This window comes from Enterobacter cloacae complex sp. IR5384, assembly GCF_049237265.1.
Taxonomy (GTDB): Bacteria; Pseudomonadota; Gammaproteobacteria; order Enterobacterales; family Enterobacteriaceae; genus Enterobacter; species Enterobacter cloacae.
The window spans coordinates 48,206-61,958 of record NZ_JBMKHJ010000032.1; the positions used below are offsets into that span (position 1 = coordinate 48,206).

The window sequence follows — 13,753 nt, forward strand, 5'->3', positions numbered from 1 at the left end:
CCGGGACGGTATGAAAATGATATAGTCAGAAAAGTCTGGATATGCAAATTAAGCTTTAGTAAACATGGCGCAAGGATGTGAAGAGGGCATTGCTTTATAGATTTTGTTTATAATTTAAAGTTTGTAAGCCATTGATTATTTGCGATTAATTCATTTTTGATGAGTCGGTTTTTTGTGCGTTTTTGCCGCGGGAAAATAATTGGTAGGTGATAACTTTAATCGTATTCTGGCATTGATTGTTTATGGTTGCTTAATTGCGATTTAAGATAGGGTAATGTTTTTGATGTAAGATATATTATATTTATTCGCGTTTTAAAAATATTCTTTTACAGGGTTAAATTTTCTGCTAGCGGGCGATATTTAATAGAATGGTGAGGGGTAAAATACGCCTGACTTTATTTGAAGCAATAAAAAAGGCCGCGCAGGCGGCCTTTTTATCTGTGTGACGGTTACTCAGTGACTTTCTTTTCCAGCTCGCTGGCACCTTCTTTGGTTTTGTTCCAGCCTTTCTCAGCACCTTCTTTGGTGGCGTCCCAACCCTTCTCGGTGCCTTCTTTGGTTTTGTGCCAGACTTTCTGTGAGTCTTCGCTGACCTTGCTGCCAAAGCTTTCGCTTTTACCTTCTGCAGCATGTTTCTGTTTCAGCTTCAGCTCTTCACCTTTGTTCTGCTCTTCGTGCAGTTTTTGCTTCGCTTCGTTGGCGTTAGCGTTCGCCGCGGCGACGGTATCATCAGTTGCATGTGTGGTCGCAGCAAATACTGGAGAAGCCAGCAGAATGGCAGACAATGCGATAATTGTTTTTTTCATAATATCCTCATTTACGTTATCGGTTATGAGCGTGATTCAGCATGTCACAGACAAAGCGAAGCGGCTTTAGGAAAAAACTGTAAAAGGGTGGAGGCCATGACGGCGCTATTTCATGCGAAAGGCTAACCGAACGTGAGATATCCAATCTCAGCCAGTGCTGCCAGCGTCAGTTGAATAAAAAATACTATGGTGAAGGGTCTGTACATCGCTCTCTCCTTGTTTGCGCAAATTTCATCCGTGTTTTCCTGGTATGCTCCCGCCCGATGTTATTAGGGGCAACGTTATTATCTACAGGGCAGCGAAAATAATCATGGATGCCGCTCACAAGTTGTAAGACGGCATTTTATTAGTCACCGTGATTAAATATTTTCCAGGTCGATACCGCGCGTGTTGGGACCAAAAATACCAATGGTGAGCATAACAATCAGCATACTGATCACAATAAAGGCAATGACCGCCGTTGAGCCGCTATATTGCAGTATCAGACCGATAATTATACTGCTGAAGACGGTGGATAAACGGCTAAAGGAGTAACAAAAGCCGACCGCTCGCGCCCGGATACGGGTGGGGAAAATCTCTGACTGATAGGAGTGGTAGCTGTAAGTCAGCCAGGCATTGGACCAGGTAATAAAAAAGCCGCAGGCAATGAGCAGCAGTGGGTTGCTCTGAAACGCAAACAGCGAACCAAAGATGACCGTGGTCAGACAGGACAACACGATTTGCCATTTATTTTCCATTCGATCGGCATAGCGGCTGCAGATAAGCGCGCCAAGAGGATAGGCCAGCGTGATGAAAAAGGCGTATAACAAACTGTGCGTGACGGATGTCCCGCTGCCGGACAGCAGGGCGGGCAGCCAGTTTCCGAAGCCAAAAAAGCCAATCGCCTGAAAGATATTCATCACCACCAGCATCGCAACCCGGCCACGGTAGCGCGGAGACCAGATATCTTTAAACCTGCCCTTGAGTGAAACCTGTTCGTTGTGCTGCCCGGCGCGGAGAGGGAAATCCGCCTGTTCGCCGCTGCCGCAGCGCTTCTCCATCTCCTGCATGACGGTTCTCACCTCATGAAAGCGCTTTTGCTGCAGCAGCCAGCGCGGAGATTCCGGCAGCCCCTTGCGTACCAGCCAGATAATGATGGACGCCAGCGCGCCAGCGATCACCACGAACCGCCATCCGCTCAGGCCAAACCACATCTGCGGTACCAGCCACCATGACATCAGCGCGACGGCAGGAACCGAGAGAAACTGAATGAAAAAGGCGAAAGCAAAGGCGCGGGTGCGAAGGTGAGCAGGTACCCACTCTGTCAGATAGGTATCAATGGTAACCAGTTCAACGCCGAGGCCGATGCCTACCATAAAACGAAAAAAGATCACCCATTCCGCCTGATGCTGAAACGCCATGACGAGGGAGAACAGCCCGTACCAGAGCAGGGCATACATAAAGGTTGCGCGTCGGCCAATGCGATCAGCATAGGGGCTGAGCAGGCTGGCACCGATAAAAAGCCCCAGAAAAGTTGCGGACGCAAACGCGGCCTGGTCGGCCATACCGAACACGCCCTGCTGGCCGGTGTGGAAGATGCCATCAGCAATGAGACCGGCGCTGATGTAGCCTGTCTGAAACAGATCGTAAAGCTCAAAAAAACCGCCAAGGGACAGCAAGGCGATGAATCGCCAAAGTCCGGCGGAAGCCGGTAAGGCATCGATCCTTGCCGCAAGATCGTCCTCGCGGATGGGGTTTTGTGCCCCCCACTGTGTACCTGAAACTATGCATTCACTCACGATTAACCCTCTCGTAACATTCACCCTGAGTCGTTATGCTAGAGGGAAATCAGCGGATTTAAATTTTTAATTCGTATTCAGAAGCAATAAATAAAGCATAAAAAACCAGATATTTTTCTTTTAGTGCGTGGATATTCACCCTCTGAGTTAACCCATTTTTCGAAGAAAATATATTCTTGTTACGCGGTGAAAAATAGCCGTGCGGCGCTACGGAGTTATTATCGAGCCGGGGCAGAACGACAATGCTGGAAAATTTTCACTTGACGATAGCAAGGACTTTTGCCACTAATTATCGGGTGATGTTTGCTGACCTGGTGCAGATTGTAGAATGGAAAAAATCGAGAATTTAATTCCGATGGTGGTTTTCGCGCGTGTCGTCGAAACCCTGAGCTTCACCGAGGCCGCACTCTCTTTGGGAATGTCGAAGTCATCAGTTAGCCGGGATATTTCAACGCTGGAAAAACGTATTGGTGCAATGCTGCTTAAGCGCACCACCCGGAAAATAGAGATTACGGAGCTGGGGCTGAGCTACTATCAGCACTGCTTCAAAATATTGAATGAACTGCGCGCCGCAGAACGCTTTATACGGGATTATTATGAGGAACCAGCGGGGACAATAAAAATACTTGCCCCGGTGACGTTCGGAAAAGAGTATGTTGTGCCAGCATTAAATGCGTACTTAGAACGAAATATTATGGCCAACGTCGATCTCGATTTATCGGATAAAGCGGTGGATATCAAAGAGAGCCAGTACGATCTCTCTATCATTGTGGCGCAGGACACGCCAACCCATGAGCACACCAAATTTTTATGCTCCATCCAGTGGGGGCTTTATGCCACCCCTGACTGTATCGCCCGGATGCGTCCTGTTCTGACGCCGGGCGATCTCCCGGCCCACAACTACATTCTGTTTCGCGGTGTGGCGCGTACGGTTTCGCTGCCGTTCAGAAAAGAGAAACAGAAGGTCAATATTGACGTTCATAGCCGCTTCAGAAGCAACAACAGCGTGGCGCTGATCAGCATGGCGCTTTCCGGCCTCGGCATTGCTTACTTGCCCAATTACATTGCGCGAGAAAGCCTCGCCACCGGGAAACTGGTCCGGCTTTTACCCGGCTGGCAGATGGATGAATATAAAGTGTGGCTACTGTCCAAAAATAAAAACACGATGACCTCAGGCATTAAACGCTTTAGCGACGAACTTCAGCAGCTGATCGCCGGGGCCGAGGTCAAAGCAGGCTACTGATATCCAGCTCGCCATGACGCAGGATCGAGACTTTGTCATCCAGCAAAGAGATATGCGTGGTGGCGGTACGGCTGGGGTTTTTGCAGTTGGACGGGACAACCAGATCGACACAGTCTCCCATGTCTTCCCGGGCGAGGGTAAAACTGACAAGATCGCCCTCATCCTGCGGATACCCTGCCGGGATCACCACCAGCGGCCTGCCTAAGCGGCTGATGATGGTTCGCATCTGACTGTTTTTCACGCAGACGACCGGGAGAATATCGCCTGCGCCGGGAAGAAAATCGGCGCGCTGTTTCTTTCGCAGGCTGATTTTAAGGGTGCCGGGCCAGCAGGCCCGGCTGAGCATTTCAATTTTGCTTCTTTGCCACGGGCTGACATCCACCCATTCCCATATGTCCGCCAGTTCGCAGAAGCAAAACGTCATCTCTCTGGTACAGGGCGATCTTTTTAACAGCGTCAGTTTTTCCACGGCATCCGGGCTGTAAGGATCGGCTGCCAGGGCAAAGTGGGTATCGGTAGGGATCAGGATGATCCCGCTATTACGCAATACGGTAATGGCCTTGTCTATAAATGACATGATTATCGATATCCCTGTGACGCGGTTAAACCCAAAAATTAATAGTAATCGCCGTGGCGATAGTCCCAGGTATTAAACTGGGCGGACATGAAATTAATAATTTTATTCACGTCGAGACCTTTGCGAATTAATACCGGGCAAGGGGTCACTTTTCTGGCACTACCCTGTTCAGGGACCAGTTTCCCTTCGCTGTCCACCATGGACACCATCACGCCTTGTTCATAGCGACTCTCCTGGGTTTCATCAGGCTGTATAGACTTAACGTACTCGTTGGCACAAATAATTAAGTCTGCACGCGATTCGATGCGTTCCCCAATGAATTCCACCATGCCGCGGTTGCCTTTTCCTGACGGATTCGCCGAGCTGGCAAAAGAGAATTTCTGATGATTTTCCCACAGATCTTTAGCAATCATTTCGCCGGGTTTGCCAAATTTAATCACGAAGCAGCTTGTTTTTCTGCCGTCCATCATCAGCTCTTTGAGGCCGTTATCGGGTAATCTGGCGATGGCATCTTCTCGCCACGGTAAAATACAGCCCAGTAATACGTCTGCATCCCAGTGGGCCTGATAAAATGCCTCGATTTCCGGGTTCATCTCCGCCAGCGATTTCAGCTGTTCCATACTGCCGCACAATACCACGCCGGGTTTATTACGGTTTCGCTGTTTGGCTTCGAATTTTCTCTCCAGCCCCTCTTTATCTGAGGTCATAATGATATAACCCACTTTCGTAGGGCAAACAATCATTCCGCCTTCAGCCGATAATACGTTAATCGCTTCCGGCTGAACCTGACCATTCCACGCGACTTTCTTATTCATCATTCAATTCTCCCTGCACCGCACTGGTGTCATAAATTTAGGGAAAGGATGTCGTGTAATAAGAGGCTTCGCAATCAGCAGAGAAATTTTCACCGCATTGTTTCAGTGTTGGAACAATATCGCGTTATTCCTGGGCAATATGCCGGGTTGGTTAATTCTGTTACCGGTTTTGCTTTCAATCGGTTACCAATAGAACAACCCACCGGTAAATACCGATTTTCAAACAGAGGTTAACGCTATGAAAGTATCTATTGCAGGTTTAAGTGACTACGCTTTTCTCTCCAAAGCGAACGAATATCATAATTTTGGGGGGAATGGCGATAATGTCTCGCCCGCCTTGTCCTGGGAAAATGTCCCGCAGGGAACCAAAAGTTTTGCCGTAACCGCGTACGATCCTGATGCGCCAACGGGCAGCGGTTTCTGGCACTGGGTGGCGTATAACATTCCTGCCAGCCTGACCGGGCTTGCGGCAGGCGCGGGAAACCCGGCGAACACACCCGACATCAAACACGCCAGCTCCGATTTTGGTGCGCCTGGCTACGGCGGTTGCTGCCCGCCAGAGGGGGATATTCCGCACCGCTATATCTTCACCCTGCACGCCCTGAGCTGCGATGACCTGGGCGTGACGCCGGATCTGCCAAACGCGGTGATACGTTTCCTCATCAACATGCATACCCTTGAGAAAGCCAGCGTCGTCACGCTGTATAAGCGTTAATGAGGCGTGTGTGATTAACCGAATCAGAGCGGTTTTCGCCCGGCATAGCCTGCTCAAATGGGGCGTGGCGGGTGGCGTGCTGGTGGCCATTGTTCTGCTGTTTTTTGCGGGAATGGGGGTCTCCAGCAAGGAGGCCTTTATCAATGGCCGAATATCCACGGTGCTCTCCCCGCTGCCGGGACAGCTGGTGCTGGCGAAGAACATCGCGCCGGGACAGGCGGTCCGGGCCCGGCAATCGCTGGGAAATGTGGTCACCACGCAGGCGAACGACCAGATCCCCGGCCTGGTGGCCCAGCGCAGCGCGCTGGAGATCCAGCTTGCTGAACTCGACAAGCAAATTTCGGGGATCGATCAACGACTGCAGGTTTATCAGCAGCAGCGGCAGCAGTACCTCGCCGAGAGCAGGATGCAGCAGCAGTTAGGTGAGAAACAATCGGCTGCCACGTTTGTGCAACTGAAGGAGGAGCTGAGCGCGATTACGGCGCAAACCGCCTTCTCCCGACAGCAGCTTCAGCGCTATGAAAATCTCTACCAGCAGCGTTTCATCAGCCGCATGGAGTATGAAGAGCGTAAGAACAACACCCGGGTGTTGCAGGCCAGCCAGGAGGCGAAAGCAGCCGAGCTCCGTCAGCGTTTACTGGACGTGAATGCCGCCAAATCCGGTCTTCAGCTGACAGGGCCAAGAACGCTGGATGCGCCACAGCAGAATCAGCGCGATATGTCGCTCACAATCGAGAATATGCAGCAGGAGAAGCTACAGCTGATTGCCCGCAAGCAGGCGACGACGCAAAGCATTCAGGAAGTCGCTGCGCTCCTTCACTCCCGTCAGCAGGCGGCGCTCAACAGCAGCACGGACGGCGTGATCTGGGACGTGACGGAGGAGAGTGGTGCGAGCGTTCAGAACGGCACCCCGATTGTGCGCATTCTGGATTGCCGCACTCGCTGGGTTGAGGCGTTTTTTGATGAGGCTGACGCCGGCAGTCTGCGCCCGGGGATGGCGGTAACGGTGCGTCTGACCACCGCATCCGCCACACGCTGGAAAGGAACGATAAGAACCCTCCGTGCAGGGAGTGGACGCGTGGCGGTCGGGGAGAGGGACGTACAGCCCCCGCCTGAAATCGCGCGCCGGCAGTTGCCCGTGAAAGTGCTGACTGCACATATCGATATCGACTGGAAAGACGTGCCGGATCCCGCCAGTTTCTGCCTCGCGGGCCGTAGCGTAACCGTCAACATTTAAACAGGAAAAGAGATGCAGCATATACACAATACGGTCGCCGCCCTGAAGCGCGGCGAGGTGGTTCTGGTCCCCACGGACACGAATTACGCCCTGGCGGCAGACCCGTGGAACATTGACGCCTGCCAGAAAATTTACGATCTCAAAAAACGCGAACGACAGAAACCGCTGACGCTTTTCGTCGCGGAACCGGCGCAGGCATGGGATTACATCGCCGTCGATAAGGTCCAGCATCGCGCTGCGCTCGACAAACTGATTGGTGCCATGCCCGGCGCGCTGAATGTGGTGGTTCCGGCATCGGACAATGTGCCGCAGAACCCCTATCTGAAGCCGGACTCCATCTCTCTGGTGTGCAATCATCAGAGCGTGTTGCGAGAGGTGATTGCGCTGTTTGGCCGCCCGCTGGGGATGAGTTCTGCCAATCTTTCCGGCGTGGAGTCTGACTGCCTGATCGACATTGATGCCGCCCGCCAGACGTTTGGCGACCGTGTGGGCTATATTCTGCCCGCAGCCCAGCGTCCGGTGACAACGGTCTCCAGCACCATCGTCTCGTTACTGGAGAAGGAGATTAAAATCCTTCGTGCGGGAGATATGGATATTATGGCGATGCTGGCGTCATGACGACGCGCCGGTTACATCCCGGGTCTGGCAACCATGGCCTGTTCCTGGCCTACCGTATTATTTCCCGTTGCTATTTCCATCTTCCCGTCTTGCTGCTCTATTTCTGGACAATAGACATGGGGATGTACCGGATTATTTTCCTGCTGGCGCTGTATGGATTGACCAGCACCTTCAGCAGCGGCATACCCGGCTGGCTGCTGCGCTTCTTGTCACCCAGACAGACGGTGATTGCAGGCGAACTGATGAAGGCGCTGGGAATGGCGCTGATGCTCTGGAGCACCCGGCAAAGTGAGGTCAGCCTCCCTCTGCTGGTGGTGTCGCAGCTGCTTGGCGGCGCGGGATTTACCATTGCGCTGACCACGGATGCGGCCCTGCTGCGCCAGCTCACCGCAGGCGACCAGCACCGGTTTATGCAGATCCAGACCACGTCGCAAAGCGGGATGTTTATTGCCACCCTGATCGCCGGATCGCTGGGGAGTATTCTGTTTGACTACAACCCCCAGTGGCCGTTTATCGCCGCCATTGTGGTGAGCGTTATCTCCGCCGGGTGCGTGGCGTTGATTCGCGTGCAGGAGGCAGAGCCCGAACCTGCCCGGCCTGTTGAGCGGGTCTCTTTTTCGCCCAGAGGGGACCAGCTCTTCTGGATGCTGTTCTATTCCATTTCACGCGCTTTTACGCTGGCGCCGTTCATCGGCTTTATCCCGTTCTACTTTATTATGATGAATGTCGACCCGCTGCTTTTCGGTGCCGTGCTGAGCTGCTTTACGCTCTCGTCCTGGGGAGCGATCAAAATAGCCGGGCCGTTTATCGCACGGTTTGGGGTAACGGCGTTACTGGCGACGACAAGCCTTTTTATGACGGCGGCGCTGGGGCTTTTTGCCAGCAATGAATGGCTTGCAGCGAGAGGCATGGACTATTTTGTCTCCGGGCTGCTGGCGCTGGTGCTGCTGGGGTTTGGCTCCGGGACGATCCGGCCCGTCACGCTTGCTAACCTCGATCTCTCTGCCAATACCCCGGATGAACGTATGCGCGTGTTCGGGCGCATGGAGCGTGATTTCGGGCTGGCCAATGCCTTTTTACTGGCCGTTGGGGCGTGGCTGCTGGTGAGCCGGGACTTTTCCACGCTGATGCTGATCTTCTGCCTGATCTATATTCTGGTGGTATGCATATCTGCACTGCTTTACTTAAAGAATTTGCGCAGCTGGGAGCACAGTTCCACCTGAGGAACAATTCATACGCAAAATGAAACTAATCTGACGAATAACGGATTCCCGTTGAAAGCCCCTCCTCTGTACGGTGTAATTTCCCCATCAGATAAAGAGGAGAGAAAAATGAATATTCACGAAACTGATGATTATGCGTCGGTAAATATAAAGCCGGGGATGACGTTAACCGAAAAAATAATCGCCAGAGCCAGCAAGAGATCGCATGTTTCACCGGGTGAAGTGCTTTTCGTGAATGTTGATGTATTAATGTCCCACGATCCCTGCACGCCTGGCGTCGCCAGCGTATTTAAAAAAGAATTTGGTGAAGAGGCAAAAGTCTGGAATTCGGATCGCTTTATTATGATCCCTGACCACTTTGTTTATTCCGCCGACCCACAGGCGAATCAAAATATTCGGGTAATGCGGGAATTCGCAAAAGCACAAAATATTACCCATTTTTATGATGTGGGCACCCCGGACTATAAAGGCGTGTGTCATATTGGCCTGGCGGAAGGGGGACACACCCGGCCGGGAGAGGTGTTGTTGGGGACCGATTCTCACACCGTGACCGCCGGGGCCTTTGGCACCTTCGCCATTGGCGTGGGGATCACCGACGGGGCGTACGCCCTGGGTACGGGGGAGATCCCATTGATGGTTCCCGCCACCATAAAAGTGAATTACTACGGTAAAAAAGCGAAAAGCGTTCAGGCGAAAGATTTAATTCTGGTGTTAATGAAAGAGCTGGGCGTGGAAGGGGCGACCTATAATGCCATCGAATTTACCGGCAACGTCATCGATGAATTATCGGTCGAAGAGCGAATGACGATGTGCAATATGGTTGTGGAGTGCGGGGCTAAAAACGGCATTATGGTGCCAAACCAGGCCACGCTGGATTACCTGACGACCAGAACCACCGTCCCGTATTCCGTGGTGGTGCCTGATGAAAACGCGCATTACGTCCGCACGATTGATATTGACGTCTCGGCATTAACCAGCGTGATTGCGCGGCCACACTCCCCGGATAATGTGGTGGCAGTGGCACAGCTGGAAAATATTGCCATTTCGCAAGCCTATATTGGCTCCTGCACGGGCGGTAAAACGGATGATTTTATCGCTGCTGCGGAAATACTGTGGCAGCGCAAGGTGGCCATCCCAACCTACGCCGTTCCTGCGACCAAAGAGGTTTTTCATAATCTGATCACCACCCAGGTGAAGGGCCGATCCGTGTATGAAATTCTGACCCGGGCTGGCGTTAAATTATCTTCTGAACCCGGCTGCGCGGCTTGCTGTGGCGGGCCAGCGGACACCTTTGGGAGAGTCAGGGATCCGATAAGCGTGATTTCCACCACCAACCGTAATTTTGTGGGGCGGATGGGAAATAAAGGCGCGATGATTTATCTGGCCTCTCCTTATGCAGTGGCTGCTGCGGCAGTGACCGGTTTTATTACTAATCCAGAACGGTACTTAACTAATGACTATTAATAACGTAATGCGCGGTACAGTTTATGTGTTAGGCGACAATATCGATACCGACCAGATATTAACGGCGGAATATTTGAAAATTAACCCGGCCTCTGCCGAGGGGCGTGAAGAGCTGGCATCGCTCGCCATGTGCGGACTGCCGGAAGGGGCGCTGCCGTTTATCAATCCGCAGACGCAGCGAGCAGGGTATGACTTTATTGTGGCCGGGAAAAATTTCGGCTGTGGCTCATCGCGCGAGCATGCGGTGGTGGCTCTGGGGGCATCCGGCGTGAAGGCCGTCGTCGCCCAGTCGTTCGCCCGCATATTTTTCCGTAACTGTGTATCCACGGGGCAAATCATGCCCGTCACACTGAATGAAGGCTGTGATATCCGTGCGCTGAAAACGGGGGATACCATTGAAATCGATTTAGACGCTCATCAGATTGGTACTGCTGATGGGATTCTGAAAACCGCTCCGGTAGGGGAACTTGCGAACATTGTCGCCGCCGGTGGCTTGTTCGCTTACGCAAGGCAAACAGGAAAGATTTAATCCAATACAACCATAAGACTCAAAACAAGACGCCTTACTTTCTCAGGGTGCAGCGTCTGTTTTGAGCGTACATAAGGCAATCAAACTATGATCACCCAGCTAGAGTTTAACGATCTTCAAAAAGATGAGCTATCAAAACTTATCAGCCGTGTCACCATCAGCCCTTATACAGACTACAAACTCTTCAAGCAGTCCATCACCGAACTCATTGAAAATGGTCTGGTGCCCACTTTTTTTGTTCAGGCCTGTGAGCGCGTCAGGCAAGAGCGCAAGGATCAAGGCATTAACGCGCATTTATTAAAAAACGTACCACTCGACACCATCATTCCAGAATTTGATCAGTCCAATCCCGTTAACGATAAGTACGCCAAAAAGCTCACCTTTGTAGGAGAGGCCCTGCTGGAGCTGTTCGCTCAGCTCACCGACTCCCCGTTACTGGCCTACCGTACGCGCAACAACGGTGATTTTTTCCATGATGTTTATGCCGACAAAAAATACAGCAACACACAAACGCAAAAAACGGACGGCGAACTTTATTACCACAACGATCGCACCGCTCACCCGGTACGTGCTGATTTTCTCAGTTTATTAGGCATGCGTTGCAGCGAAGAAAACCTGATTTTTACCGGCTACCTGGACGGTAAAGCGATTCTGGATAATTTGAAAGCTGAATCCCAGGAGTGGTTACGAAAGCCACTTTTTATTACCCCTTTTGATGAATACTCTCGCGACTCGAACGCCAGCCAGATTGATTCTGAGCTGCATCCGATCCTGGAGAATATTCATACTTTCCGTTACTACGACACACGCACAACCTATTCTCCGGATGCGCCAGCAGAGGCGATCAAAGCATTAATTGACCTTAAGGTGGCCATCACCAAAGCGGCAAAAGGCCGCGTTGCTATTAACAAAGGCGACCTGTTCTCCTTCGCCAATCAGGACTCTTTACACAACCGGGAAATCATCCAGGTGAGAGATCCCTACTCTGCGGAAAAACGCTGGCTGCTGAAAACCTACAGCTTCCGTAATCCCGAAGTGATGAATATGTATCACAACTACTTCGATGCCGATCTGCCGGGGTTTGTGGTCGCCGAGTAAGGGTGACCTTGCTGGTATAAAAAAGCCCGCATGCCTGAGGTGTGCGGGTTTTTTGTTTGTGCGAGAAGACCTGTGCTATTAACGTTCTTTGGTCATCATCTCGCTTTATAACTTATTACATGCCTTTATCAAGCTCAGCGGATAGCCTGTTAAGTTCCTTGCTGATGTGTTTGCGCCGTTGTTTTAACAGTACCCGGGCCGGAATGATGCGTTCGATAATTGTCGGCTTTCTGTTCAAATACGCTGTCACAAGCCGTTTGATGTCTTCTTCTGACCAACCGTCCATCACCGGCGTTGGGTTGTAAAGCAGGTTAGCCTGTAGAGCAGGGGCGACTTCCTCATCCACAATTCTGAAGATCTCTTCCCGGTTTAATCCGGATTTTTTCAGCACCTCTGCCATCCATTGATAGTCATACTCCTGGAGTTCGCGCCCGGTAAAAAGTTCTGATAAGGCGTGCCAGACGGGGACGCGGGCGATCAGCTGGGTTTCAGTCAAATGCATTTTAATTTCTCCCTTGCGGTGAAACATACAGGGTTCCGAACAGGAGGTCTGTTCCAATCGACGCAAGAATTCCGCCCACTAATGCCGCAACACCAATACAAACGGGTGCAGTTGCTGCGCACACACCCGTGGCTACCACTGCTTGCACAAACTCAGCAGACATTTTCAGAATATCGCGCAAATACTGCTGTCTGACACGCGAGTCCTGTATACAATGTGCTGCAAAATTTGACGCCTTTCCTTGCAGCGAAGCAAGAGCAGCAGAAAAGGCTCTCTGATCATTCTGCATTGCTCCAGCAACGGCGGGGTATGTGAATCCTATTCAGCACCTCATCATGACGAACAACGCGGTAGAGATAATATCTCTGGCTAATTTTCTCCTTATATAAACACTATACAATTTTTTGAATGCAACATTCATTAGTCATCCCTGTAATTACAGAAATGTTTTTATGTTTTTTATATTGAACGCATGAAAATAGTTTTAATGTAACGCCTCATCGTATTTGATGACAGGGCCGACATAGGCTATTAAAGGTGAAAAAATTAGCCCATAAACTTTATAAAATGGGAAAACCTATAATACCGATGAACAAGAGTTTGCTCGCCAGGCAGAAAGGAGAGTTAATCTTCGTTGCGTAAAAATTTCACCGCCTTCCATGAAACAGACGGCGGGGCCATTCCCAATATAAAAAGAGATAAAACGATAATTATTGCGAAATAAATCCAACCATTACCATAATCATTAGTGATAGTTGCATAGGTAGCAAAAAACAGTAAACCAATGACAATGATCCAGAACGTGTAGAAGCGTCGTTTTAGCTCAACTAAAAGTGAATGCACAGTCCGATCTTTACGTTTCGGATCTTCAAGTACGGCACGCAAAGCCGTAATGTTTTTATCAGTAAACCCGTATGAACGAAGTTTCGTTTCCTGTTGCGCGTCTATCACCCTTCACTCCTGAACGTTGAATGCTCCTGCTTAAATTATATAAAACAATAACAGTTATGGTGACCTGCTCCCCGTTGATTAGTACACCCCGATGACCTGCTCCCCGTTGATTAGTACACCCCGATGTTAGTAATGTCTTCATAAGCCACATGAGGACATCCCCATGAAGAAGCGTTTTTCCGACGAACAGATCATCA

The 13,753-nt window shown here is 50.9% G+C and carries 14 protein-coding genes; 8 read left to right on the forward strand and 6 right to left on the reverse strand.

Annotated elements, in window-relative coordinates; translation table 11 throughout:
- Positions 1–449: 449 nt before the first annotated feature.
- Both ACOTX3_RS20735 and ACOTX3_RS20740 read right to left on the reverse strand, forming a co-directional pair.
- Positions 450–806 carry a hypothetical protein gene (locus tag ACOTX3_RS20735; RefSeq protein ID WP_013098385.1) on the reverse strand — a complete coding sequence of 119 codons (357 nt, stop codon included), beginning with the start codon at positions 804–806 and terminating at the stop codon, positions 450–452.
- 359 nt (positions 807–1,165) lie between these two features.
- Entirely contained in the window at positions 1,166–2,572 is a 1,407-nt protein-coding gene (locus ACOTX3_RS20740; protein WP_077681899.1) for an MFS transporter, read from the reverse strand.
- 340 nt (positions 2,573–2,912) lie between these two features.
- On the opposite strand from ACOTX3_RS20740, the gene ACOTX3_RS20745 reads away from it, so the two are divergent.
- Positions 2,913–3,827 carry a LysR family transcriptional regulator gene (locus tag ACOTX3_RS20745; RefSeq protein WP_013098383.1) on the forward strand — a complete coding sequence of 305 codons (915 nt, stop codon included), beginning with the start codon at positions 2,913–2,915 and terminating at the stop codon, positions 3,825–3,827.
- On the opposite strand, the gene ACOTX3_RS20750 is transcribed toward ACOTX3_RS20745, so the two are convergent.
- Both ACOTX3_RS20750 and ACOTX3_RS20755 read right to left on the reverse strand, forming a co-directional pair.
- A complete protein-coding gene (locus tag ACOTX3_RS20750) occupies positions 3,811–4,404 on the reverse strand; it encodes an L-threonylcarbamoyladenylate synthase (RefSeq protein WP_013098382.1) in 594 nt (197 codons plus the stop codon). The genes ACOTX3_RS20745 and ACOTX3_RS20750 overlap by 17 nt on opposite strands.
- A 38-nt stretch (positions 4,405–4,442) precedes the next feature.
- Positions 4,443–5,222: an L-threonylcarbamoyladenylate synthase gene (locus ACOTX3_RS20755; RefSeq protein ID WP_013098381.1), complete on the reverse strand. Its 780-nt coding sequence runs from the start codon at positions 5,220–5,222 to the stop codon at positions 4,443–4,445.
- Positions 5,223–5,457: 235 nt separating this feature from the next.
- Here ACOTX3_RS20755 and ACOTX3_RS20760 point away from each other — a divergent pair, with 235 nt between their 5' ends.
- The 7 genes from ACOTX3_RS20760 (at position 5,458) to ACOTX3_RS20790 (ending at position 12,103) form a co-directional block, all read left to right on the forward strand.
- Positions 5,458–5,934, forward strand: coding sequence for a YbhB/YbcL family Raf kinase inhibitor-like protein (locus ACOTX3_RS20760; RefSeq protein WP_013098380.1), 477 nt, complete (start codon positions 5,458–5,460; stop codon positions 5,932–5,934).
- Between the two features lie 10 nt (positions 5,935–5,944).
- Positions 5,945–7,171, forward strand: coding sequence for an HlyD family secretion protein (locus ACOTX3_RS20765; RefSeq protein ID WP_013098379.1), 1,227 nt, complete (start codon positions 5,945–5,947; stop codon positions 7,169–7,171).
- A gap of 12 nt (positions 7,172–7,183) precedes the next feature.
- Positions 7,184–7,789, forward strand: coding sequence for an L-threonylcarbamoyladenylate synthase (locus ACOTX3_RS20770; RefSeq protein ID WP_020690754.1), 606 nt, complete (start codon positions 7,184–7,186; stop codon positions 7,787–7,789).
- Positions 7,786–9,012: an MFS transporter gene (locus tag ACOTX3_RS20775; RefSeq protein ID WP_058679551.1), complete on the forward strand. Its 1,227-nt coding sequence runs from the start codon at positions 7,786–7,788 to the stop codon at positions 9,010–9,012. Before ACOTX3_RS20770 ends, ACOTX3_RS20775 begins: the two co-directional genes overlap by 4 nt.
- 108 nt (positions 9,013–9,120) lie before the next feature.
- The gene (locus ACOTX3_RS20780) at positions 9,121–10,476 is read left to right on the forward strand and encodes a 3-isopropylmalate dehydratase large subunit (protein WP_058679552.1); all 1,356 of its coding nucleotides are present in this window, start codon (positions 9,121–9,123) and stop codon (positions 10,474–10,476) included.
- Positions 10,466–11,005 (forward strand): 3-isopropylmalate dehydratase, encoded by a 540-nt coding sequence (locus tag ACOTX3_RS20785; RefSeq protein WP_058679553.1) that lies wholly within the window; start codon positions 10,466–10,468, stop codon positions 11,003–11,005. The genes ACOTX3_RS20780 and ACOTX3_RS20785 overlap by 11 nt, the downstream gene beginning before the upstream one ends.
- A gap of 87 nt (positions 11,006–11,092) precedes the next feature.
- Positions 11,093–12,103, forward strand: coding sequence for a TauD/TfdA family dioxygenase (locus ACOTX3_RS20790; RefSeq protein WP_013098374.1), 1,011 nt, complete (start codon positions 11,093–11,095; stop codon positions 12,101–12,103).
- Positions 12,104–12,218: 115 nt separating this feature from the next.
- Here ACOTX3_RS20790 and ACOTX3_RS20795 read toward each other — a convergent pair whose 3' ends face one another.
- Together ACOTX3_RS20795 and ACOTX3_RS20800 are read right to left on the reverse strand one after the other, a co-directional pair.
- Positions 12,219–12,605, reverse strand: a complete 387-nt coding sequence (locus ACOTX3_RS20795) for a DUF7079 family protein (RefSeq protein WP_038420448.1) — start codon at positions 12,603–12,605, stop codon at positions 12,219–12,221.
- Positions 12,606–13,229: 624 nt separating this feature from the next.
- Entirely contained in the window at positions 13,230–13,556 is a 327-nt protein-coding gene (locus ACOTX3_RS20800) for a hypothetical protein (RefSeq protein ID WP_058679555.1), read from the reverse strand.
- Positions 13,557–13,753 lie beyond the last annotated feature (197 nt).

Bases quoted from the DNA above. Each gene is read 5' to 3' on its own strand.
- ACOTX3_RS20770 (WP_020690754.1), top strand. From the start codon at position 7,184: ATGCAGCATATACACAATACGGTCGCCGCCCTGAAGCGCGGCGAGGTG.
- ACOTX3_RS20775 (WP_058679551.1), top strand. From the start codon at position 7,786: ATGACGACGCGCCGGTTACATCCCGGGTCTGGCAACCATGGCCTGTTC.
- ACOTX3_RS20735 (WP_013098385.1), bottom strand. From the start codon at position 806: ATGAAAAAAACAATTATCGCATTGTCTGCCATTCTGCTGGCTTCTCCA.
- ACOTX3_RS20755 (WP_013098381.1), bottom strand. From the start codon at position 5,222: ATGATGAATAAGAAAGTCGCGTGGAATGGTCAGGTTCAGCCGGAAGCG.
- ACOTX3_RS20750 (WP_013098382.1), bottom strand. From the start codon at position 4,404: ATGTCATTTATAGACAAGGCCATTACCGTATTGCGTAATAGCGGGATC.
- ACOTX3_RS20785 (WP_058679553.1), top strand. From the start codon at position 10,466: ATGACTATTAATAACGTAATGCGCGGTACAGTTTATGTGTTAGGCGAC.
- ACOTX3_RS20790 (WP_013098374.1), top strand. From the start codon at position 11,093: ATGATCACCCAGCTAGAGTTTAACGATCTTCAAAAAGATGAGCTATCA.
- ACOTX3_RS20795 (WP_038420448.1), bottom strand. From the start codon at position 12,605: ATGCATTTGACTGAAACCCAGCTGATCGCCCGCGTCCCCGTCTGGCAC.
- ACOTX3_RS20760 (WP_013098380.1), top strand. From the start codon at position 5,458: ATGAAAGTATCTATTGCAGGTTTAAGTGACTACGCTTTTCTCTCCAAA.
- ACOTX3_RS20780 (WP_058679552.1), top strand. From the start codon at position 9,121: ATGAATATTCACGAAACTGATGATTATGCGTCGGTAAATATAAAGCCG.
- ACOTX3_RS20745 (WP_013098383.1), top strand. From the start codon at position 2,913: ATGGAAAAAATCGAGAATTTAATTCCGATGGTGGTTTTCGCGCGTGTC.